This window comes from Neobacillus vireti, from assembly GCF_036962465.1.
In the GTDB taxonomy this organism is placed as follows: domain Bacteria; phylum Bacillota; class Bacilli; order Bacillales; family Cytobacillaceae; genus Neobacillus; species Neobacillus vireti_B.
This window is the reverse complement of sequence record NZ_JBALNF010000030.1, coordinates 128007-151232: the sequence shown is the minus strand read 5'-3', so window position 1 is coordinate 151232 and position 23226 is coordinate 128007. Positions and strand designations below refer to the sequence as shown.

Annotated in this window: 19 protein-coding genes; 17 read left to right on the top strand and 2 right to left on the bottom strand. The window is 40.0% G+C overall.

All coding sequences use genetic code 11. The features are described from left to right. Positions 1 to 8: 8 nt before the first annotated feature. Together V7077_RS13645 and V7077_RS13640 are read right to left on the bottom strand one after the other, a co-directional pair. The gene (locus V7077_RS13645; RefSeq protein WP_335502391.1) at positions 9 to 815 is read right to left on the bottom strand and encodes a sugar phosphate isomerase/epimerase family protein; all 807 of its coding nucleotides are present in this window, start codon (positions 813 to 815) and stop codon (positions 9 to 11) included. Further along, positions 812 to 1900, bottom strand: coding sequence for a Gfo/Idh/MocA family protein (locus V7077_RS13640; RefSeq protein ID WP_335502389.1), 1089 nt, complete (start codon positions 1898 to 1900; stop codon positions 812 to 814). The genes V7077_RS13645 and V7077_RS13640 overlap by 4 nt, the downstream gene beginning before the upstream one ends. Positions 1901 to 2032: 132 nt before the next feature. On the opposite strand from V7077_RS13640, the gene V7077_RS13635 reads away from it, so the two are divergent. The 17 genes from V7077_RS13635 to V7077_RS13555 all read left to right on the top strand — a co-directional run bounded on the left by V7077_RS13635 (position 2033) and on the right by V7077_RS13555 (position 23194). Further along, on the top strand, positions 2033 to 2866 hold the full coding sequence (locus tag V7077_RS13635; protein ID WP_335502387.1) for a helix-turn-helix domain-containing protein: 834 nt from the start codon (positions 2033 to 2035) through the stop codon (positions 2864 to 2866). A 65-nt stretch (positions 2867 to 2931) separates the two neighbouring features. Continuing rightward, positions 2932 to 3519, top strand: coding sequence for a YesL family protein (locus V7077_RS13630; RefSeq protein WP_335502385.1), 588 nt, complete (start codon positions 2932 to 2934; stop codon positions 3517 to 3519). A gap of 259 nt (positions 3520 to 3778) precedes the next feature. Beyond that, positions 3779 to 5122: an ABC transporter substrate-binding protein gene (locus tag V7077_RS13625; RefSeq protein WP_335502383.1), complete on the top strand. Its 1344-nt coding sequence runs from the start codon at positions 3779 to 3781 to the stop codon at positions 5120 to 5122. Between the two features lie 72 nt (positions 5123 to 5194). Next, complete coding sequence (locus V7077_RS13620; protein WP_335502382.1) at positions 5195 to 6157, top strand: carbohydrate ABC transporter permease; 963 nt, start codon at positions 5195 to 5197, stop codon at positions 6155 to 6157. After that, a complete protein-coding gene (locus tag V7077_RS13615; protein ID WP_335502379.1) occupies positions 6154 to 7029 on the top strand; it encodes a carbohydrate ABC transporter permease in 876 nt (291 codons plus the stop codon). Before V7077_RS13620 ends, V7077_RS13615 begins: the two co-directional genes overlap by 4 nt. A gap of 64 nt (positions 7030 to 7093) precedes the next feature. Beyond that, positions 7094 to 8056: an ROK family protein gene (locus V7077_RS13610; protein WP_335502376.1), complete on the top strand. Its 963-nt coding sequence runs from the start codon at positions 7094 to 7096 to the stop codon at positions 8054 to 8056. 37 nt (positions 8057 to 8093) lie between these two features. Next, positions 8094 to 8672: an SIS domain-containing protein gene (locus tag V7077_RS13605; RefSeq protein WP_335502374.1), complete on the top strand. Its 579-nt coding sequence runs from the start codon at positions 8094 to 8096 to the stop codon at positions 8670 to 8672. Positions 8673 to 8691: 19 nt separating this feature from the next. Beyond that, positions 8692 to 9615: a class II fructose-bisphosphate aldolase gene (locus V7077_RS13600; RefSeq protein ID WP_335502372.1), complete on the top strand. Its 924-nt coding sequence runs from the start codon at positions 8692 to 8694 to the stop codon at positions 9613 to 9615. A 14-nt stretch (positions 9616 to 9629) separates the two neighbouring features. Next, complete coding sequence (locus tag V7077_RS13595; protein ID WP_335502370.1) at positions 9630 to 10997, top strand: protein O-GlcNAcase; 1368 nt, start codon at positions 9630 to 9632, stop codon at positions 10995 to 10997. Next, positions 10994 to 12334 carry an amylo-alpha-1,6-glucosidase gene (locus V7077_RS13590; protein WP_335502367.1) on the top strand — a complete coding sequence of 447 codons (1341 nt, stop codon included), beginning with the start codon at positions 10994 to 10996 and terminating at the stop codon, positions 12332 to 12334. Before V7077_RS13595 ends, V7077_RS13590 begins: the two co-directional genes overlap by 4 nt. Continuing rightward, on the top strand, positions 12310 to 14148 hold the full coding sequence (locus tag V7077_RS13585; RefSeq protein WP_335502365.1) for an MBL fold metallo-hydrolase: 1839 nt from the start codon (positions 12310 to 12312) through the stop codon (positions 14146 to 14148). The genes V7077_RS13590 and V7077_RS13585 overlap by 25 nt, the downstream gene beginning before the upstream one ends. A gap of 249 nt (positions 14149 to 14397) precedes the next feature. Beyond that, complete coding sequence (locus V7077_RS13580) at positions 14398 to 15192, top strand: DeoR/GlpR family DNA-binding transcription regulator (protein ID WP_335502362.1); 795 nt, start codon at positions 14398 to 14400, stop codon at positions 15190 to 15192. A 46-nt stretch (positions 15193 to 15238) separates the two neighbouring features. Then, positions 15239 to 16270, top strand: a complete 1032-nt coding sequence (locus V7077_RS13575; protein WP_335502360.1) for a Gfo/Idh/MocA family protein — start codon at positions 15239 to 15241, stop codon at positions 16268 to 16270. A gap of 1 nt (position 16271) precedes the next feature. After that, positions 16272 to 17333, top strand: coding sequence for a Gfo/Idh/MocA family protein (locus V7077_RS13570; RefSeq protein WP_335502358.1), 1062 nt, complete (start codon positions 16272 to 16274; stop codon positions 17331 to 17333). A gap of 69 nt (positions 17334 to 17402) precedes the next feature. Continuing rightward, positions 17403 to 18173: a sugar phosphate isomerase/epimerase family protein gene (locus V7077_RS13565; protein ID WP_335502356.1), complete on the top strand. Its 771-nt coding sequence runs from the start codon at positions 17403 to 17405 to the stop codon at positions 18171 to 18173. Further along, complete coding sequence (locus V7077_RS13560; protein ID WP_335502354.1) at positions 18170 to 19945, top strand: glycoside hydrolase family 2 protein; 1776 nt, start codon at positions 18170 to 18172, stop codon at positions 19943 to 19945. Before V7077_RS13565 ends, V7077_RS13560 begins: the two co-directional genes overlap by 4 nt. Positions 19946 to 20047: 102 nt before the next feature. Then, positions 20048 to 23194 carry an alpha-mannosidase gene (locus tag V7077_RS13555; RefSeq protein ID WP_335502352.1) on the top strand — a complete coding sequence of 1049 codons (3147 nt, stop codon included), beginning with the start codon at positions 20048 to 20050 and terminating at the stop codon, positions 23192 to 23194. Positions 23195 to 23226: the final 32 nt, after the last annotated feature.

Genomic DNA, 23226 nt, shown 5'->3' with positions numbered 1-23226 from the left:
GCCTAATATTATACGGAGTGACTAACCATTAGGCTTTTTAAATAATCGATGGATCGCTCGACATCTTCTTTCATTGTTCTGATTGGCTGTGTTTGCCCCGGATGCCATAGTTCGAGCGCCAGCCAGCCCTTATATTGAGCGGCCGCTGCGGCATTTAGAACAGAAGCAAAATCAATATCACCTGCTAGTAAATCTTCAGTTGGAACGTTCCCGTTTTGATTGCGGAAATGGAAAGCGTATATGCGTTCTGGATATTTATTTATCCATTCGATTGGATTGCAGCCAGAAACGTAGGCCCATGCAGTATCGACACATAAACCTACTTGCTTATCCGCATATTGAATGACTGACCGGAGATCCCCCATTGCATTGTGGTGATCTGCAGCGTGATTATGCAGGCTAACCTTTATTCCCATTGGGGCAACAAGATCACAAATGCGGGTTAAGTTTTCGCCTTGCTGCCTGAATTGATCTTCCGACTTTTCTGCATGGGTGTTCCAACTGACCGGATCAGCGTTTAATAACAAATCACGGCCATTGGCGGCTGTTAAACGTTCCGCAAATGGTAATACCGTTCGCTCAGCTTCAAGCTGGCTGAATGGGACATGTAATGGTAGACCGACGTAGGAAGCAGAAACAGACAATCCATAAGACCGTGCCAATTGAAGTTTAGCTGGGTCAGCGTCAATCTCTACAGCATCCAGACCTGCTTCAGCACAAGCACGGAATATTTCGTTCCATTCTGGAGTTTTACCGTCCGTCTTCCATCGTTCTACCCAGCCGTACATATTAGATGAAAATCCTAGTATGTTCATATTGTTACTCCTTTCGATGACAAGTCGATTGTTTGTTTCTGGCCTGTTTCCGCAACGGAATACAGAGACTGTAAGCACTGAAAATTCTGCAGAGCATAATCGTTAACGTTCGCGTGGGATTCAAGTCCTTTTACTTTGCGATAAAAGTGATGAAGTGGATTATCAAAAATCGTGTACTGGCTGCGAGGTCCGGTTTCAATCTGTTCCTCAATGGTTTGCCCTTGCTTATCGTATCTACGGAAAACAGGCTGTTTAGAATCGAATGGCGTCCATCTTAATGAGCCGAGAGTACCTTCAATTTCTGCCTTTACGTAACCCTCACCATGGGCGCATGAAGCACGCTCGTAGTGAACATGAATAGGATGGTTGCTACGGAAGTAGGTCATAGATGCACCGACGTGTGTTTCAACATCGAATGGAATATCGTGTGGGTCAATTTCTGTCATCGGCTTTGCGCGCCAAGCAGTATTGAATACAATTTTGTTTGGATTCAGAATGTCGTTCAAAGTCGTAAAGTCATAAGGTCCCCAATCCATTAAAACACCGCCGCCGCTTTTCGTTGAATCTAAAAACCAGCGGCTTGAAGGCTGATATTCAATTCCAGATCGGCTTCGTTCCCATTTGTTAACGAACGTAACATGATAGATGTCTCCCAGCCAGCCTGAGCGGACTACCTTCTTTACGGCTTCCATGTGAGGCATGCCTTTAAAACGGACGCTGCAGCAGCCTATTAATCTATTATGTTTATCAGCAATTTGAATCATTTCACGGGCTTGTGATTCGTTCATCGCAAGAGGTTTTTCACATAGGACATGGCGTCCGGATTCCAGAGCCTGTTTGGTTGGATCAAAATGTGCCATTGGCGGAGTACTGATGATCACAATATCATCTTTTTGTGCCGCCTCAGAGTTAAGCATTTCTTGTACATTTGTAAAACCAACAGCTTCAGGGAACTGTTCACAAAATAAAGTAAGGGTATTCGGATTTGTATCAGCTACACGCAATTGAACTGGTTCAGAAAGTTTGTAGGCTGCTTCCGCATGGGTACGTCCGATTACTCCCGCACCGATAATATAAAGTCTCATCTCTGTCACCTCAGTGTTAATTGATAGTTTTACACTACCATAATCCCAAAATGAGGTTCTCCTCCAAATGAGAGAGAAACTTATCATTTTGTACACAAAATAAGACCAAACTAGTTTAGGTGGGTTTCGAAAATGTACGTAGAGCATTTAAATTTGAAGCGATCATTTGCATTTTGCCGAGTATGGGGGTCACATGAAGAACATGATTTGCATGTTCATGATTGTTTGGAAATCGGAGTGGTTATTAACAATGAACTGGAATATAGATTCAACGACAATACGTACCATGGCCGTCCAGGGGATGTCTTTCTATGCCGTCCTTTTGAGCCACATTGGAGTTTCGCCCGGTCTGATCGACCGTTTGAGTGCATTCTGGTTTTATTCACACCGTCTGCTCTTCGAAACATCCCGGAAGGAAATCTGCTTTTAGAACCCTTCTATACTGTCCAAGGGGTACAACCATTTATACCGGCTTCTTCAAGTTACGCACAAGAAATAAGACAGGCCGCTGTATTAGCGATGGAAGCTCAAGAACAGGGGATAGGAGTATGGATGACCCGTCAATACATGCATTTCATTCAGATTTTGCTCCAAGTAAATGAGTTTGTAAAAGAATCTAAGGTTGCTGATGATTTGAATTTACAACATTATGAAATAGCAGAAGTTGTAGGATACATGCTAAATCATTATAAAAAGCCTCTAGATATGGAAACACTGTCGTGGCAGGCGGGAATGGGGAGAACAATGTTTTTTAAAGAGTTTCGCAGGTTAACAGGACTTACTCCCAATGAATTTCTTAACCGTCTGAGGATACAAAGTGCCATGAATTCTCTTCTTGTTTCAACAGGCGAGAGTATGATTGATCTTGCCTATGCAAACGGATTTCAATCTCTAAGTACCTTCAATAAACAATTTAAGAAGTTTACAGGCGTATCTCCCCGTGATTATCGAAAAAATAGTAAGTGACTTATCTTTTCTAGCTCGCTCATTTTTGTGCTTTCACTAAATCTTTTGTCTGAGGAGGATTTTTCATGGGACTCAGGTTAATCATTTTCATTATGAATTGGATTTGGCGGCTTTCGTGGATTAATCTATTATGGTTATTGTTTTCCATACCTATGTTTACGGTCATTCCCTCGACCTTTGCTATGTATTCAGTTGTTATTAAGTTAGTAAAGGGAGAGGACGAAGCAGACATATTACCGACTTTTATACAAGATTTTAAAAAATACTTTAAAAAGAGTTTCCCTCTTGGGTTTGCTCTCTTCATGATTGGAGCCTTTTTATATGCAGATATGATGATTTTAAAAGAACAGGCGGGCAGCATCCTGCTGATTCTACGATACGCTCTTTTAATTATTACTGTTTTGTTTATACCAATCGCTTGTTACAGTATTCCAGTTTTTATAGAATACGAGGTATCATGGTTTAAAGCGCTCCCTCTAGCCTTTATTTTAGCCATGAAAAAACCTATTAACGTTTTGTTGGTCTGTTGTGGTATTTTGGGGTGTTTGTCTTTGTTATTTTTCTTTACAGGAATAGGAGTTTTATTTTTTGGGAGTTTGTGTGCGTTGTTTACAACGAAGGGAGCACTTTCAGTCTTGCACAAAGAATACTGAAAAAGATGTCCATTTCAGCTTTTCTCTATTTTTTTAAAAAATTGTCAAAATATTATTGACAATGAAAGCGTATCCATTGATAATAAAGTCAAGTCAACAACAAACCACAAAAACAGTCTAAAAACCAAAATAGGAACGTTCCTAAAAATAGAAAACGTCATAAATCAATGGAATGCTTCATCATCTTTATATCTTTTAATCTAAAAAAGTTTTTGTGGGCTTGAGGATGACTTAAACATTTTATAAAGGGGGAAAATGTATGAACAGTTTAAAAAAATCTTTATCTTTACTATTAGTTCTAATGTTAGGTTTGGTAACATTCTTAACAGCATGTTCTGGGACCGACAAAGCATCGACAGAGAAGTCTACTAAAAGTGGCAGTTCAAAAGATCAAGTAGTAGAATTGGATTTTTGGTCATTCTGGGGATCTGAAATTCGTAAGCCGATCATTGAAAAGATTGTTGATGATTTCAATAAGTCACAAAATAAGATCCACGTAAAATATACATATCTTCCATTTGGGGATATTTGGACAAAAGAGCTTGCTTCAGTAGCTGCGGGTAATGCGCCGGATGTTATCATCAATGACATTAACACAGTACGCCAGCGCGCTCAAAAAAACCAGGTTGAAAGTTTAGAAGAATTCATCAAGAAAGACCCTGGATTAAAAGATCAATATTTTCCGGAACTTTGGAAGGCGGTTGAAAAGGATGGCGTTCCTTATGCTCTCCCATTCAACACTGATACACGTTTACTATTCTGGAACAAAGACATATTCAAGCAAGCTGGTTTAGATCCAGAGCAGGCTCCAAAAACATGGGATGAACTGAAAGAGTTTGCTAAAAAAATCGATCAGAAAAATGGCAGCCGTTATGTACGTATGGGATTCCTCCCAAGACAAAGTATCAATTCCGATATTTGGATGCTTAATGCTACTGGTCATGGATACTGGGACTATAAAGAAAATAAAGCAGTTGTAAACGATCCTAAAGCAGTGGAAGCACTTCAATGGGTTCGCGACTATGAACAGCAATATGGGGATAAGGTTATTAATTCCTTTAAAGCTCAATTCGGTGATAGCCAGGCCGATCCATTCGTATCCGGCAAGCTTGGGATGATCGTTCAAACTGCTACAGATTATACAAAGTTACGTGATTATGCTAAAAACATGAATTTTGGAGTGGCTCCAATGCCTGAGTTTACCCCTGGTAATGGTCATACCATGTGGGGAGGCGGATTTGTGGCAGAAATTCCAAAAGGGGCAAAACATGCGGAAGCTTCTTATGAATTTATTAAGTTTTTAACAGGTGCAAAGGCACAAGAGTATTGGGCTGTTAAAAACTTTGATAATGTAGCCAATATTGAAGCAGCCAAAAATGCTGGTCAAAGCAGTGACATGTCTGAAAATGACAAGCGTGTATACAATGCCGCTGTAGAAAATTTGAAAGATACCATTTTAACTCCGATTCCACTTGAAGCGCCTGACTATATTAACTTAATTAACCCTGAATTGGACAAGGCGTTGTTAGGCAGTAAAAAGCCTAAAAAGGCATTGGATGATGCACAAAAAGCAGTAGAAGACCTAGTGAAAAGTTCAAAGTAGTTGATAGTTATTCAAAGGGAGTGAAGGTTATTTTCGCTCCCTGATTACATAAGAAAAGGAGGACGGAAAAATATGCAAACAGAGATTCATAAAGAAGCAGGTGCTCGATCAAAAGTAAGGAAATCATCTAAAAGAATGACCCTTGAGCAAAAGGATGGTCTGAATGGATATCTCTTTATAGCTCCATGGCTGATCGGATTTCTTATTTTAACAGCTGGCCCAATGTTGTTTTCACTATATTCCAGTTTCACTAACTATGATGTGACATCAAGAATGGATTTCATCGGCTTAAAAAACTATGTTCGTATGTTTACTCAAGATGACCTATTCTGGGTTTCGCTTGGGAATACCCTTTATTATGTCGCTGTCTCCGTTCCATTAACGACAATTGGTGCTGTACTGCTAGCGGTTTTATTAAACCAAGGTGTTCCGGGAATGAGGCTGTTTCGAACAATTTATTACCTTCCTGCCGTTTTATCAGGGGTCGGAGTTTACTTGCTTTGGATGCAATTGTTAAACCCGGATTCAGGGCTGGTCAACACGGTATTATCTTGGTTTGGAATAACAGGGCCGGCCTGGTTATTTGATCCAAATTGGACCAAGCCTGCCTTGATATTTATGAAGCTTTGGAGCGTTGGAGGCGGAATGCTATTGTACCTCGCAAGCTTACAAGGAGTATCCAAGTCACTTTATGAAGCAGCAGAGATTGATGGTGCCAATACTTTTCACCGTTTTAGACATATTACTTTACCAATGATTACGCCAATTATTTTCTTTGACGTAGTAACAAGCTTTATTGGAGGTTTCCAAGTTTTCCAGGAAGCTTACGTCATGACACAAAATGGGACAGGTGGGCCGGCTAACTCCCTTGTTTTCTTTAATCTTCATATGTTTAATAAGGCGTTTAAATCGTTTGACATGGGATATGCAATGGCAATGTCGTGGATCCTATTCATCATTGTTTTAATTCTAACCGTTATTAACTTAAAATTAGCTCCTCGTTGGGTGCACTATGAAGGGGATGTTCCAAAATGAGTGTAGCATCAAAACAGAAGACCTCATATTTCGAAAGTGTGAAAGTTCGGAAAAGGATTTCACAAACCATCGTTACGATTATTCTCATACTTGGAAGCTTGTTGATCTTGTCTCCTGTTTGGTGGATGTTCGCCACTTCTGTAAAAAGTATGGGAGAAATCATGCAATTTCCTCCAACCTTTATCCCTAAAGAATGGCACTTTAAAAATTACATTCAGACATGGAAGGCAGCACCTTTTACAAGATATTTATTTAATACATTATTGATTACATTCTGTGTTGTGATTGGGAATGTACTATCGAATTCTTTTATTGCATATGGATTCGCCAAAATCCGTTTTAGGGGTCGAAACGTGCTTTTTGCCGTGGTATTAGCCACGATGATGATACCCGGCTTTGTAACGATGATTCCACATTACGTCATGTATTCGAAAATAGGGTGGTTAAACACCTACCTTCCATTGATTTTGCCCTCTTTTTTTGGGAGTGCCTTTAATATCTTTTTAATCCGTCAATTTTACTTAGGGGTACCAAATGAACTCATTGAGGCAGCAAAAATCGATGGTGCCAGCCATATATACATCTGGTCAAGAATCATGATTCCCCTCGCAAAACCAGCAATCGCAACAGTAGCCATTTTCTCATTTAATGGTGCGTGGAATGACTTCTTAGGTCCGTTGCTTTATATCAATGATGATACTCTATATACGTTGCAATTAGGGCTTCAGGTGTTTAAAGGGCAGCTCGACACCCAATGGAACTATTTAATGGCAGGTTCATTACTTGTTTTACTTCCAGTTATCATTATCTTCTTTATCTTCCAAAAATATTTTATCGAAGGCATGAATTTAACGGCGGGATCAAAGGGCTAATCCCCAAGAGCGGATTTTTAAAAAGGTTTATAATTTCAGTCCAAGGAATAGGGGATAGATGAAAATGGATCAACCCGTTGTTATTGGAATGGATATAGGCGGTACAAAAACACTAATCGGCCTCATAAATCCGAAGGGTAAACCAATTGCTAAATACCAATTTCCTACAGATATACTTAATTCACCAGTGGAACATTTATTGAAGTGTATATATGCTTCTAAAACACTTCTGGAGGAAAACAATATAAAAACCATTTTAGGTATTGGAGTTAATGCCCCTGGGTTAGTAGATTCCAAAAAAGGCATACTTATTCATGCCCCATATTTGGAATGGAGAAATATAAAGATGCGGGAGATTATCCAACAATATTGGCCTAATACTCCAGTACAAATAGCTAATGATGTAAATGCATGCGCAGTCGGTGAGCTTTTGTTTGGGAAAGGGAAGACCTTCACTGACTTCCTTTGGGTCACAATAAGTACAGGGATTGGCGGGGGAATTATTCAAAATCGTCAACTTATAGAAGGAAATTCTCAATTAGCCGGTGAGATTGGACACTTTGTGGTCGAGTGGGAAAAGGGTTATCAATGTACTTGCGGAAATAGGGGGTGTTTAGAGGCCTATAGTTCGGGTACAGCGATAGCGAAACAAACAAAGCGCAAAATAGAGCAGGGTCAATACGGAGAACTGGCTGCCTATTTTAATAGAAGAAACTTATCCATTTCAGCCGAAAATGTAGCTGTTGCTGCAAATGAAGGGATCGAGCCGGCATTAGAGATCTATCGTATGGCAGGGAATTATCTCGGAAGAGCATTCTCATATGCTATCAATTTACTGAATCCTGCCGCTATTATTGTTGGCGGTGGTGTAAGTCAGTCTTTTGAATTGCTAAAACCTTCTATATCCGAAGTGCTTGAATGTTCAGTAATTAGTGAGTCAAATAAATCCATTCCTATTCTTACAACAGGAATTGGCCCTGAGGCAGGGTTAATAGGAGCAGCCAGCTTGATTTATTGGAATGTATAAAGTTATTCATAATTTATAGATAAGGGGAGGGCTGTACATGTTTGCTTCTTATTATTATAACTACAAAAAGGAATTCATCGAAACCATCGATTCTTTAAATTTTGAAGTAATTGAGAAAATATACCAAACATTGGAGGATGCGCGGAAAAACGGAAACCAAATTTTTTTAGTTGGAAATGGTGGAAGTGCTTCCAGTGCTTCACATTGGGCTTGCGATTTTATAAAGGGAGTAAATGATGGAGAAAGCATCCGCTATAGGCTGATGGCACTGACTGATAATATCCCATTAATTACTGCCTATGGGAATGATGTTGACTTTGACGAAGTTTTTGTCGAACAGTTAAAAAATTTCCTTAACCCAGGTGATATTGTGATTGGTTTATCCGTCTCTGGTGCTTCTGAAAACATTGTTCGTGCTTTTCAGTATGCCAAAGACAATGGAGCGGTAGTTATATCATTAATTGGCAGTCAAGAAGGAAGAATGAAGGATTTTTCAGACCTATCGCTCATTATTTCCTCTAATAATTATGGTGTTGTGGAAGATGCACATATGTATGTAAATCATGTTATCTCACAATATATTAAACAAACAAATCAACAAAAAGTAATTAGTTAATTTTGAGGAGCCTATTTTAATGACAAAGCAATTGCGATTAAAAAATGTATTGACTTTAAAAGAAGCCTTAGTTAAGGCGGAAGAAAACGGTTATGCGATCGGATCTTTTTCACCACGATATACTTCGATGATTCGCCCTATTTTGCGGGCAGGGCAAAAAACACAATCACCACTAATTGTGCAGATTTCTCAAAAGGAACTAGAGCGGTATGGAATTACCCCGTATGAATTTGGACAGGAATTTTATACAGCCTTAACAGAAGAAAATATTACGGTTCCTGTGGTTCTGCACCTGGACCATACCAAACAGTTCTCGGTCATCAAGGATGCAATTGAAGCAGGATTTACTTCGGTCATGATTGATGCTTCAGAGAGAGCATTTGAGGAGAATGTCTCCATTACGAAGAAAACAGTGGAATATGCCCGCGCAAAAGGTGTATCTGTGGAAGCGGAATTAGGTAAGATTGGTACCACTGATTTTGTGGAAACGGATAATGATGAAGAACTTTATACAGACCCTAAAGAAGCGTTACAGTTTGTGAATAAAACAGGATGTGATGCTTTAGCTGTTTCTGTTGGTACGGCACACGGAGTCTATACCAACATAAGACAGCCGAAGGTAGATGTGGAACGATTAAAAGCGATTCGTCATCTTACTCCTGTTCATTTGGTTCTTCATGGTGGTTCTGGTGTTCCGTCAGAAATGATTAAAGCGGCACTAAAAATCCCCAATGGGGGGATTAGTAAAGTGAATATCGCAACTGATTTAGAAATTGCCCTGTTAAAATCCCTATCACGAGAAGAAAGAATGACAAATAAACAATGCAAGGCTTTGATCCCTGAACAGTTGAAATTAGCGCAAGACGCGGTCGAAAGGACTGTCGTAGAAAAAATGGAAGAATACTTGGGCAGTGCGAATCAGGCTGGAACATTCCAACTTTAAAAGGAGGTTTCAATATGAACAATTCCTTTTTTCCGATAAGGGGAGTCGTAGAAGGGTTTTATGGTGCTTTTTATACGGCACCTGAACGCAATGATTTACTATCCTTTATGTCTCAATATGGATATAACTTGTATGTCTATGGTCCTAAAAATGACCGGCAGCATCGAGCCAGGTGGAGAGAGCCATATCCTGATTTTATTATGAAACAGTTTGCCGAAACGGTAGCTCATTCCAAGCAACTTGGAATCGAGTTTTGTTACTCCATCGGCTCTGGTGTATCGATCAATTATGCATCAGAGGAAGACTTTCACCATATTATGACCAAATTTAAAGCCTTTTTTGATATCGGTGTGAAAACGTTTATGATCATGCTGGACGATATAAAGGCTGAATTTCAATATGAAGAAGAACGGAACATGTTCAAGAGTTATGGTGAAGCACATGTTGAGCTAACCAATAAACTTTATCATTGGTTAAAGTCACTGGATCGGAACTGTCAATTATCTATTTGCCCTACAGATTATCATGGCAAGGCACCATTTAGTGACTATATTTATGAAATTGGCAAGGGCTTACAACCAGAAATCGATATTTGTTACACGGGTCCAGAGATATGTTCAAAAGATATAACGGAACAGGATGCTTCAGATTTTGCTAATGCTATCAATCGGAAACCGATTATCTGGGATAATTATCCGGTTAATGATTTAGCCATGACATCAGAAATGCATATCGGACCGATAACGGGCCGCGGAGCCTCACTTTCAAATGTAAGTAAAGGATTTATTGTTAATACAATGACTCAAGCGGAGGCATCCAAAATTGCTTTAATATCTTTTGCTGATTACTTTGAAAATCCAGAAAGCTACAACCCCTGGACTTCATGGAAAAAGGCATTGATAACAGTCGGTGGGGAAGAAAACTATGAGGCATTAAAAACTTTTGCCGAAAATTCATTATATTCCTGTCTTGGATTGCCGGAAGCTGTGAAACTCGAAACACTCACAGCTAATGCACTGCATGCACTTCATTCTGGTGAATCAGCATCAACCTCTCAAACCGTTAACGAACTGTACCAATATCTAGATTTATTAGATGAAGCGGGATATCACTTAAAGTTTAGGTTAACGAATTATGGGCTGCGAAACAACCTCTTGCCATGGATTGAATTGATGGAAAGCTGGGCGTGGGCCGGCAGAAGAGCCATAGCTATATTAAGGGCGTTGGAAAAAAGAGAAGATATTAAAAGTTTACTTAATTGGCTAAATGAATCAGTAGGAGAGGTGGAAAGACATCCAAAGCGGTTTGCCGGCAGGATTCTATTTCCGTTAATTGATTACACCAAGAGTAAAGTTGAAAACGATAAGGGGTCATTAGTATGACGAATCAGGCAGTAAAGACAGCTAACATAGTGAAAGAAGGAAGAAAAAAAGCCGAAGATCTCTTGTTGGCCAATGGTGGGGATATAGGGCTGCTAGGTTCAAACCAAGCCTATCAGCAGGTTTGGGCAAGAGATAGCATGATTTGCGGGCTGGGACTTTTGCTTTGTCAAAATCCAAATGCGAAGGAAATCCATAAACGCTCATTAGAAACTTTGGGGGGTTTTCAAAGTGAACTTGGAAAAATCCCTCATAATGTTGGGTTCACGAATGTTGTTGACCCTGCCTTGATCGCTCATGGTGGGAAGCTTGATGTTGCCGGTAAAGAAGGAATTGCCATCGAGGACACGATCCATTCTGGATGTGTTGATGGAAACCTTTGGTATATCATCGGGCATTATTATAATTATTTGGTAACCAAAGATCGGGACTTTTTAAAAAATGCCTGGGAAAGCTTAGAAAAGGCTTTACTATGGCTCAGATATCAGGATTCCAACGAATGCGGGTTACTTGAAGTCCATGAAGCAATGGATTGGGCAGATTTATTTGGGAACCGTTATAATGTCCTGTTTGATAATGTTCTATATTATGCTGCTTGGAAATGTATGGCGGAAATGGCGCGAGACCTTGGCTATGAATATGCATTCTATGAGAGCAATGCAAAGGATGTACATAAGAAAATTAATGTGCTGCTTTGGGTAGGTCCGGAAGAGCCGAATAATTATGAATGGGTTTCAAATGAACGGAAAGAATGGCTTTACCCGATGAAACGGGTGGAGACTGAACTAGTCGAAAGGCCCTTCTATTTACCGTATATGGGTTTTAGGGATTATGCGGATCGTTTTGACACGCTGGCAAATCTTCTTGCGATTGTTTTCGGTGTGGCCGACCAGAAAAAAGCCGATAAAATCTTAAATTATATTCATGGATGTGGATTAAATGAACCATTTCCTGTACAGGCTTTATATCCAGTTATCCAACCTGGTGACAAAGACTGGAGGGAATATTATCGAGTGAGGAACTTAAACCAGCCGCATCATTATCATAATGGCGGCGCCTGGCCATTTATTGGGGGATTTTATGTTGCGGCATTAGTTCAAGCCGGCCGTATAGATGAAGCTAAAATCCAGCTCCAAAAATTAGCGGAAATGAATAAAAAAGGAAAAAACGGTGAGTGGGAATTCAATGAATGGTTTCATGGTCTTTCGGGCCGGCCAATGGGGTACGGCGGTCAATCGTGGTCAACCGCTATGTATATCTTTGCTGAGAATGCAGTAGAAATGGGTCAGCTTACTATCTTTAATAAGGAAAACAATTGGGGCTGCCAATCATCATCATGAGACAAATTACTACTAATCTATTTCAATTTGAAAGTACATGCCATGTTTATGTCATCAAAATGGAAGAGAACGCCATTTTAATTGATTTTGGAAACGGAGACATCCTAGATTCCCTGCATTTGATTGGAGTGAAAAAAGTAACGGATATCTTGATGACCCACCATCATCGCGATCAAGCACAAGGTTTGGAGCTGGCGGTAAAGGAAGGTATTCGGATTTGGGTTCCACACGGAGAACAAGATTTATTTGGAAAAGCAGATCAACATTGGCAGGCAAGAGAGATTGATAATAATTATAACATGAGACAGGATCGTTTCTCGCTGCTTCATTCGGTCCCTTTTTATCAAACTTTACAAGATTACGCAAAGCCCACAATTAATGGACTCGAGTTCACCATTATTCCAACACCAGGGCATACAATTGGGTCGATTACGGTGATGACAGCACTAGATGGGAAACAAGTCGCCTTTTCAGGTGATTTAATTTATGCCCCGGGAAAGGTGTGGTCATTGGCAGCAACCCAGTGGACCTACAACGGAGGGGAAGGGCTTGCATTAAGTACTCTTTCTTTATTGGACTTAAAAGAGAGGAATCATGATCTTTTGCTCCCCTCACATGGAGAGGTCATGGAAGAGCCCATAAAGGCTATGAATCTCTTAATTGAACGATTAACAGAGCTAATGAAGCAGCGGAAGCAAAATCCAAGACTACACGAACTTCGTGAGACCCCATATGAAGCGCTAACACCACATCTATTAAAAAACCGCACGAGCATGGCCCATTCATACGTACTCCTCTCTGAAAGCAGGAAAGCGTTAGTCATTGATTTTGGGTATGACTTTATTGGCGGGCACGCGTCAGGGAGTGATCGTGCATCAAGAAGACCTTGGTTATATACTCTTTCAACTTTAAAAAGACAATATAATGTAGAAAAAATTGATGTTGTCATCCCGACCCATTTTCATGATGATCATGTTGCGGGTATCAATTTATTAAGAGAAGTCGAAGGTGCTAAAGTATGGTGTCCCGAAAATTTTTCGGATATCTTGGAAAATCCAAAGAAATATAATTTACCTTGTATGTGGTATGACCCTATTATCGTAAATCGGGTTCTTCCTCTTGAGAAAAGAATCAAGTGGGAGGAGTACGAACTAACTATTTATGAACATCCTGGCCACACCCTGTATGCGGCTGCCATCTATTTTAAGGTTGATGGAAAAAAGGTACTTGCGATTGGTGACCAGTATCAGGAAATAGAGGATTTTAACTATGTCTATCACAATAGGTTCCGTATATCTGACTATATTGCTAGTGCAGAGCTATATAAAAATTTGAAGCCTGATTTGCTTATTTCCGGACATTGGGACCCCGTCTATGTGACAGAGGAGTATCTCCAAAAAATTGAGGAAAAAGGTAACGCCCTAGAACGGCTCCATCGTGAGTTATTACCATTAGAGGAAGTTGATTTTGGGGCAGAGGGTTTCGGGGCTGTCATTCAACCCTACCAAACAATTATTCAAGCTGGAGAGACCTTTCGGATAACAGTTGAAATCAGAAATCCTTTTGCTGAAGAAAAAGTGGCGGTCGCTAAAATGGTTACCCCTAAGGGCTGGCATGTCGAGAACCAAGACTTCCAGAAGATCCTAGCCGGTAATGAGTTCACCCAATTTACGGCCGATATAACAGTACCTCATGGAATACAGGGATATAGAGAACGAATTGCCATCGATTTAACGATCGGAAACCATCATTTTGGTCAACAGGCAGAGGCACTAGTTTCAATCATAAATCCGCCTCATCATGTGGTCCAGTAAATCGGTTATAGTGTTGAAGGGGAGTAAAAAAATCTACGCTAGTTCAAGAATTTACCATGTATAATAAGTGAGACCAAATAGATTCCATTGTTTGAACTCGGTTTGGAACAAATTTATATTAATGGGAATAATAACCTATAAATCAGGTTGAGAACTTCCGGGTTTTTTAGCCCTTTCCTAATACGAATAATTAGACAAGGACAAGAAATAGCTCGTTCATGAGAAAGAGTGCAGGAGGAAATATATAACATGATGGTGGCGGAACGGCGTAAGCTTATAAAAGATTTGTTATTTAAAAATAAAAGTGTAAAAGTATCTGATTTAGTTGAGTTGCTGAATGTATCCGAAGAGACGATTCGTCGTGATTTAGTTCAATTAGAAAAAGCGGGTATTGCAGAGAAAAACTATGGCGGTGCCATTTTAATTGAAGATTCTCCCTATATACCTGTCATTTTACCTGTTGATGAAAGGAAGCTTCAATATTCCCGTGAAAAGGAAGTAATCGGAAGGGCAGCTGCAAGTCTAGTAAAGGAAGGGCAGATTATCATTTTGGATGCGGGTTCCACAACATGGTTTGTCGGGCAGCACTTGCCTGCCAATGGAAACCTAACGGTGATTACAAATGCCATAAATATTGCAGAAGAATGCAGCAAAGATGAAACGGCATCCATCTATTTGCTGGGGGGGAAATTGCGTAGGAATTCAATGAGTCTGGTTGGCCCCCAGGCGGAAACAGAACTGAAAAAATACAGTGCAGATTTTGTTTTTCTAGGTACATCTGGTATTTCTCTTAGACAGGGATTCACAAGTTCTGATTTATATGAAGCCGAAATAAAAAGGGGTATGGTTTCAGCGGGACAAAAAATTGTTGTTGTAGCAGATCACACCAAACTTGAAAAAGCTGGATTAACCACTTTTTGTGATTTTGAAGAAACAGATATTTTTATAACAAGTGACCTGACGGATAAAAAAATCCTAAAGGAAATAGAAGATACAGGTGTTGAGGTGATTGTTGCCCCATTATCTGGTGAGAGCTTTAACTAAAGGTCGGAACATGGAGAAATATTCTAAAGTAGGAGAGGGGTACTTCATGATAAACGTTGCATTATTAAGCAAATGGCATGTCCATGCGGATGATTATGCCCGTCAGGCGAATGCGAATAAACATCTTCAGATTAAAGTAGTCTGGGATGAAAATATCGAACGAGGGATAGAATGGGCCCAAAAGCTCGCGGTTCCTTTTGAACAGGATTTAATGAAGGTTTTAACTGATCCTGAAATTGATGCAGTCATTGTAGATACACCGACTAATCTTCATAAAGAAATCATCATGCTTGCTGCCGCAAACAGGAAACACATTTTTACTGAAAAAGTACTGGCATTTACCGTGGGAGAATGTGAAGAGATTTATGGAGCGGCAGAGAAAAATAATGTTAGATTGATGGTTTCCCTACCGCGGTTAACCGAGAACTACTATTTATATGCTCAACAAGTATTGGACGGTGGTTTACTCGGTAAATTAACCACTGTTCGCTGCCGGTTAGCACATAATGGTGCCGTCCCGACGGAGGGAAATCCAAACGGATGGCTGCCTAAGCACTTTTTTAATAAAGAGGAATGCGGAGGTGGTGCTCTTATTGACCTTGGAGCACATCCGATTTATCTCACCAATCGCTTGGGAGGGCCGGTAAGAGCGGTAAGCGCTCGATTACAACAACAAGCCGGATTTGATGTGGACGATAATGCTGCCTTGATAGTCGAATATGAAAACGGTGCCTTAGGAATCATTGAAACAGGGTTCCTTTCAGGAGGAAGTCCGTTCCAGCTTGAATTATACGGAACAGAGGGAACTTTATTAATAGAAGATTCAAAGATTCGTATAAAAAGCAAGAAATTAAATGAGGGATGGCATACCCCTGAAACTCTGCCAGACCAACTTCCACTGCCAATGGAACAATGGGTAAATTCCATTATCGGTGAGAAAGTACCAACCATTACCGAAACGGATGTCCAAGGATTAACATTAATAAATCAAGCCGCATTACGATCATATGTACAAGGCAGACGAGTGGAAACAACAGAAATAATCAATATAATCAACCGTAAAAAAATAGGGGGATAAAATGACGAAAACATTAAGAGTAGGGATTATTGGTGCTGGCGGAATAGCTAGAGGTGCACACTTGCCAAACTATTTAAAGTGCGGAGATAAGGTTGAGGTTGTCGCACTATGTGATGTAATAAAAGAGAAGGCTGATCAATTAGCAGAAGAGTACAATATTCCTTATGTATTTTCAAGCTATGAAGAAATGCTTCAAAAAATTGAAATAGATGCGGTGAGTGTTTGTACTCCTAATAAAGTTCATTATCCTGCAACGATGGCTGCCTTAGAGGCTGGTTGTCATGTATTATGTGAGAAGCCGCCAGCCATGACAGCAAAAGAAGCGGCGGAAATGGCGGCAGCAGCTGAAAACGCTGGAAAGATTCTCACCTATGGTTTTCATTTTCGTCATGCGCCACAAGTAGAAGTATTAAAGCGCTTTATTGATGCTGGAGAACTTGGTGAAATATATGCAGCACGGGTAACAGCGATGAGGCGCCGTGGTATTCCTGGCTGGGGTGTATTTACGAACAAAGAATTACAGGGTGGAGGCCCATTAATCGATATCGGGGTACATATGTTGGATACTGCCCTGTATTTAATGGGGTATCCAGAACCGGATACGGTGTTTGGTGTTACCTACCAAAAGCTAGGGACAAAAAAAGGAGTGGGTCTCATGGGTTCATGGGATTGGGAAAACTTCTCGGTTGAAGATATGGCCCGTGGAATGATTACGTTTAAAAATGGGGCTTCCATTTTATTGGAATCGGCATTCGCTGCAAATGTTGAAAAGGCTGACGAAATGAATGTGAATTTAATGGGTGACAAAGGCGGTGCGGATGTCTTCCCGCTTAAAATCTATCAAGAGAAACACGATACATTAGTTGACATGACTCCAACCCTTTTGCCAAAGAGAGATTATCATGAATTAGAACTTAAGAGATTTGTAGAGGCATGTCTAGATGGGAACGTTCCACTAAGCACCTCTCGACAAGGGGTCTATCTACAACAAATTATCAATGGTCTTTATGAATCGGCAAGGAAGGGCGAAGCAGTCAAATTAAGTAAGAATGTCCTTGTATAATTAAAATCCAATAAGGGGTGGTCAGTTTTTTTACCTTCCCTTTCAATTAAATAAGGAGTTGGGGTTTACTTGGGTAAAGTTGGCTTACAGTTATTTTCTGTATGGAGAGATGCTGAAAAGGACTTTTTGGGAACGTTCCAAAAAGTGATCGACCTTGGATATGAGGCAATTCAATTTGCTGGCTTTTATAATACACCAGCGGAAAGTGTAAAGAATTTATTAGTTGAGAACAAAACATTAGTTGCCGGAGCACATGTTGGACTTCCTCAACTTTCACATGATGAATTAGAAAGAACGTTTGAATATCATCATACCATTCAAAATAAACTCATTATTTGCCCTGCTCTTCCAAAGGAAATGCGCCTAACAAGTGATGATTATAAGAAATCAGCAGAAGTGTTAAATCAAATAGGTGAAGCCTGCCAAAGAGCAGGGTTTACTTTTGCTTATCATAACCATGACTTTGAATTTCAAACATTTGCGGATCAGACAGGGTTGGAACTGTTATTTGATAACACAGATCCAGAGCTAGTGAAAATGGAACTAGACTGCTATTGGGCTAGCTTTGCCGGTCATGATCCATTAGAAATCATTCGCAATTATAAAAACCGGGTAGTATCCCTGCATATAAAAGATATGAAAATCGAAAATGGTAAAAAGACGGGAACCGAAATTGGTCATGGGCTACTTGATATTAAATCACTAGTTGAGGTTGGGAATGAATTCGGTATTGAATGGTTCACGGTGGAGCAAGAGGAATTTGAACGTGATCCGTATGAGAGTCTAACGATAAATGTTACTAATCTTAAAAAGTTACTATCGGAGGAAGCTGCAAAATGACAAAATTTATACCCAGACCCGAATACCCCAGACCAGACTTCTTACGGAATGAATGGTTAAACCTTAACGGGCAATGGAATTTTGATTTTGACGATCACAACCTAGGCCTAAAAGATGAATGGTATCTGAATCATGATTTTTCGCAAGTCATTACGGTTCCCTATGCTTTTCAAACAAAACTAAGTGGGATTGAAACCAAGGAATTCCATGATGTCGTTTGGTATGAAAGGTCATTTACCATTCCGGAAAAATGGGAGGGAAAACAGATCCATCTCCATTTTGGTGCGGTTGATTACCGTGCAACAGTTTGGGTAAATGGAAAGTTTGTCACCTTCCATGAAGGAGGACATACATCGTTTTATGCCAATATTACCGATGCTTTATTAAGTGGATTAAATAAAGTAGTTGTAAGAGTGGAAGATTTGTCAAAAGACTTGGAACAGCCGCGTGGGAAGCAATTTTGGGAAGTGGAATCGAAAGGGATTTTTTATACAAGGACGACCGGTATATGGCAAACGGTTTGGCTTGAACCCGTAAACTCTTCCTATATTGAGAGAGTCAAACTAACGCCAAATATTGATTCAGGGGAAGTCACAGTTGAATACCTTATTCAAAATCGTGTCGAAAACCAAGAATTAGAAATCGATATTTATTTTCAAGATCAGCTGGTGGCGAAAGAGTGTGTAAAAGTAGATCTCGTCCAGCGCAAAAATAAACACTCTATTTTGTTAAAGGATTTCAAAAAAAGTGCCGGGAAACTTTGGAGTCCGGAACATCCCCATCTGTATACAGTTAAGTTTTGTTTAAAGGCAGAGAATGAAGTATTAGATCAAGCAGAAAGTTATTTTGGGATGAGAAAAATATCTATAAGCAACGGGAAGATTGAACTTAATAATAATCCCTATTATATGAAGCTCGTTCTCGATCAAGGCTATTACCCTGAAAGCCTATTAACAGCACCAACAGATGAAGATATAAAGAAGGATATCCTCTTAACAAAAGAAATGGGCTTTAATGGGGTGAGAAAACACCAAAAGGTAGAGGAGCCCCGTTATTTATATTGGGCTGATCACCTTGGAATTCTTGTCTGGGGTGAAATGGCAAACTGCCATACATTCTCAAGCCAAGCTGTAAAACGGATTTCAACGGAATGGCAAGAGGCAGTTGAACGTGATTATAATCACCCTGCAATTGTTGCCTGGGTACCTATTAATGAAAGCTGGGGTGCTCCAAGGTTAAAGAGAGACCCGCGTCAGGCAAATCATTTATTAAGTATGTATTGTTTAACAAAATCTTTGGATTCTTCACGTCTCGTCATATCAAATGATGGATGGGAACACACGGTTTCCGACATCTTAACCATTCATGATTATACAGGTGAAAAGGAATTATTGAAACAACGGTATTCCAAGCTTGAAAAGGCATTACAGTATACTCCTGCAGACCGCTTTTTATATGTTCCTGGATTTCATTATCAGGAAGAACCTGTCTTTGTATCTGAATTTGGCGGTATCGCCTATCAGAAAAGTAATTGGGAAGGCTGGGGATATACAGCAGCCTCGAGCGACGATGATTTTATTGAGAGATATTACAATGTTGTCTCAAGCTTGCTGGAGTCTCCGCTTGTTCAAGGGTTCTGTTATACCCAAATCACAGATGTAGAACAGGAAATTAACGGCCTTTTAACTTATGACAGAAAGCCAAAGGTTGACCTTAAGCTTATCCGCGAAATAAACGAGGGTAAAAAACCTCCAATTGCCGCAAAAGAGTGAAAAGGAAAAAAGGCAGCAGCCTGCTGCCTTTATTAACGCTTCATTGTTTGTGCCATATTGCAGAGGGCTGCTAAAACGATTGAACTAAGGAGTGGTTTTAGTTTGTATTTTACAATTGAAAAAATCGAGAGACATATAGCAGAAGTGAAGAATTATATTTACAAAGAAACTAAGGAAATTCCTGTCTTTCGCTATAAAGAGTGGGAGTTTGGAAATGAAGAAAAAGAGGCTTTTAAACCTGACTTTGATGACCGTAATTGGGAAACCTTCAAGATTGGGGATTATTGGGGCGGTTATGATAAGTCCGCCTGGTTCCGCACCACTATAACAATTCCAAAGGAATGGAAAAATGAACGTTTGGTCCTGCACTTTTTAGTAGGACCGCGGGATGGCGGAGGATCAACGGCCGAATCTTTACTGTATGTAAACGGCATTCCAATACAAGGAATAGACGTATGGCATGAGGAGGCATGGCTGCCGGCAGAGTTTTTACAGAACGAGGAAATCCAGATTTCATTAAAAGCATGGAGCGGTGTTTTAAATCCGCCTGACCGACGGAGATTTAAAGTGGCGAGGCTTGCCTGTGCCGATGTCTCAACGGAGAAGTTTTTTTATCTTGCCCATACATTGGTTAATACAGTAAAAGTACTTGATGAGAATGATCTAAGACGGACCAAGATGCTTCAATTATTAAATGAAGCGATATTAAAGGTGGATTTCATTAAACCTGGTTCAAAAATCTTCTATCAATCTATTCAAGAAGCCTATGATTTTCTACAGTCAAAAGTCGACCAATTTGGTGAGATGGAGGAATTAAAACCATTAGTTACGGCTTTAGGACATTCACATATTGATATGGCTTGGTTATGGCGCTTGGTTCATTCGCGCGAAAAAGCTTCAAGGACTTTTTCAACTGTTCTCCATTTAATGCGCCAATACCCGGAATACAGATACCTCCATACTTCACCCCAATTGTATAAATACTTAAAAGAAGACTATCCCGAAATCTTTGCGAAGGTAAAGGAAAAGATTACGTCGGGTGAATGGGAGATTACAGGGGGAATGTGGATTGAGCCTGATACAAACATTCCTAATGGAGAATCATTGATTCGGCAAATCCTATTTGGGAAGCGCTTTATGAAGGAAGAATTTGGCGTCGATACGAAGGTAGTATGGCTTCCAGATGTATTTGGTTATTCATGGGCCTTACCGCAAATTATGAAAAAGTGCGGAATTGAAACCTTTATGACAACGAAAATAAGCTGGAACCAATATAATCGATTCCCATTTGATACGTTTCAGTGGCGTGGAATCGACGGTACGGAAATACTTACCCATTTTATCACCACTCCCGAGGTTGGTGCCCGTTCCTATACATATAACGGAATGGTGGAACCGGCAAGTGTAAAGGGAATTTGGGATGCCTATCAGCAGAAGGAAGTAAATGATGAATTATTGCTCGCCTTTGGCTGGGGAGATGGCGGCGGCGGTCCGACAAAGGACATGATTGAATCCGCCAGGGCCATGAAAAACCTGCCCGGGCTGCCAAGAGTTCAGATGGACAAATCAGAAGCCTACTTTGAACGTGTAAGAGAACGTGTAAAAGATAAGGCACTACCCGTATGGGACGGGGAACTATACCTTGAGTATCATCGGGGAACCTATACATCGCAGGCCGCGTTAAAGCGGGCTAACCGGCAAGTTGAAATTACGTATCATAATGCTGAATGGTTAAGTACGCTTTCGGATTATTTTACCGGTGAACAAAACTACCCTCATGAAATCTTAAATGAGGGCTGGGAAATGTTGCTCTTGAACCAATTCCATGACATATTACCAGGTTCTTCAATCCGTCAGGTAAATGAGGATGCCCGAGATGATTACCGGAAAGTGAAAAGGATTGCAGAAAGCGTTTTAAATGAAGCGAAAAGTTCCATTGAGCAAAATATTAAAACGGAACACGATAGCATTGTGGTGCACAATTCTCTCTCCTATGAGCGCGATGGTTTAATCGAATTGCCTGTTTCTGCGGCTCTAACTGAATCTACAACGATTGTAGACGAGGAAGGAAACAAATTGCCATCACAATTGATACAAGATGGACACCATAAAAAGGTGTTAATCCAAGCAAAAAATATCCCAGCGCTAGGCTATAAAACTTTTAAACTTTCGAACCGTTCCTTAGAAAATCGTGGACTTGTCATAAAAAAAGATTATTTAGAAAATGATTATTACCAAATTCGTTTAAATGATAGAGGTCAGATTATATCTTTATTTGATAAAAGGTTAGAGAGAGAAGTTATCGCTCAAGGGGCCAGGGGGAATGTGCTCCAGACTTTTGAGGATAAGCCCATGAATTTTGATGCTTGGGATATTGATCTCTATTATCAAGAAAAAATGCGGGAAATTGACCAGTTAGCGGAAGTTAACATTCATGAGGTTGGTCCTGTGCGTGGCAGCCTTAAATTGACATGGAAATTCTATGATTCTACGATTACACAATATCTGACTATTTATAAACATTCACCGAGAATTGATTTCCGTACTCAAGTGGACTGGAATGAAAAACAAACATTAGTAAAGGTTGCCTTCCCTGTTAACGTCCGTTCTACAAAAGCCACCTATGATATTCAGTTTGGAAATATTGAGCGCCCGACACATTGGAACACAAGCTGGGATCATGCACGTTTTGAAGTAGTTGGACATAAATGGGTTGACCTTTCCGAAGGGAATTTTGGGGTTAGCTTATTAAACGATTGTAAGTACGGTCATGATATAAAAGATAATGTTATCCGTTTAACATTACTTAAATCATCGGTTAGTCCAGACGAAACAGCGGACCGTGGGATCCATGAATTTACTTATAGCTTAGTACCTCATAAAGGAGATTGGCGTGAGGGGAATATTGTAAAAGAGGCTTATCATTTGAATGTGCCTCTAATGGCCGCCGAACTTAGCGCTAATCCGAAGGGGAATTTACCACCAGCCTATCAATTTGCAGAAATTGATCGTGATCATGTTTTGTTAGAAACGGTGAAAAAAGCTGAAGACAATGATTCGATTGTTTTCCGTTTCTATGAATATAAGCAATTTAGTAATAAGACAAATATTTCATTTGCCAAACCAATCAAGAAAGCAGTCGAATGCAACTTAATAGAAGAGGAAGTAAATCCTGCAGACTATCAGGACAAAACCCTCTCTTTCGCTATTTCACCATATGAAATAAAGACATTTAAGGTCTGGTTTTAATGAGTTGAATATATGGAGGAAGTCCGAAAGCG

Coding starts and splice junctions, on each gene's coding strand:
- V7077_RS13575 (WP_335502360.1), top strand. CDS start 15,239: ATGATAAACGTTGCATTATTAAGCAAATGGCATGTCCATGCGGATGAT.
- V7077_RS13570 (WP_335502358.1), top strand. CDS start 16,272: ATGACGAAAACATTAAGAGTAGGGATTATTGGTGCTGGCGGAATAGCT.
- V7077_RS13605 (WP_335502374.1), top strand. CDS start 8,094: ATGTTTGCTTCTTATTATTATAACTACAAAAAGGAATTCATCGAAACC.
- V7077_RS13560 (WP_335502354.1), top strand. CDS start 18,170: ATGACAAAATTTATACCCAGACCCGAATACCCCAGACCAGACTTCTTA.
- V7077_RS13640 (WP_335502389.1), bottom strand. CDS start 1,900: ATGAGACTTTATATTATCGGTGCGGGAGTAATCGGACGTACCCATGCG.
- V7077_RS13600 (WP_335502372.1), top strand. CDS start 8,692: ATGACAAAGCAATTGCGATTAAAAAATGTATTGACTTTAAAAGAAGCC.
- V7077_RS13645 (WP_335502391.1), bottom strand. CDS start 815: ATGAACATACTAGGATTTTCATCTAATATGTACGGCTGGGTAGAACGA.
- V7077_RS13635 (WP_335502387.1), top strand. CDS start 2,033: ATGTACGTAGAGCATTTAAATTTGAAGCGATCATTTGCATTTTGCCGA.
- V7077_RS13595 (WP_335502370.1), top strand. CDS start 9,630: ATGAACAATTCCTTTTTTCCGATAAGGGGAGTCGTAGAAGGGTTTTAT.
- V7077_RS13620 (WP_335502382.1), top strand. CDS start 5,195: ATGCAAACAGAGATTCATAAAGAAGCAGGTGCTCGATCAAAAGTAAGG.
- V7077_RS13610 (WP_335502376.1), top strand. CDS start 7,094: ATGGATCAACCCGTTGTTATTGGAATGGATATAGGCGGTACAAAAACA.
- V7077_RS13630 (WP_335502385.1), top strand. CDS start 2,932: ATGGGACTCAGGTTAATCATTTTCATTATGAATTGGATTTGGCGGCTT.
- V7077_RS13580 (WP_335502362.1), top strand. CDS start 14,398: ATGATGGTGGCGGAACGGCGTAAGCTTATAAAAGATTTGTTATTTAAA.
- V7077_RS13590 (WP_335502367.1), top strand. CDS start 10,994: ATGACGAATCAGGCAGTAAAGACAGCTAACATAGTGAAAGAAGGAAGA.
- V7077_RS13615 (WP_335502379.1), top strand. CDS start 6,154: ATGAGTGTAGCATCAAAACAGAAGACCTCATATTTCGAAAGTGTGAAA.
- V7077_RS13625 (WP_335502383.1), top strand. CDS start 3,779: ATGAACAGTTTAAAAAAATCTTTATCTTTACTATTAGTTCTAATGTTA.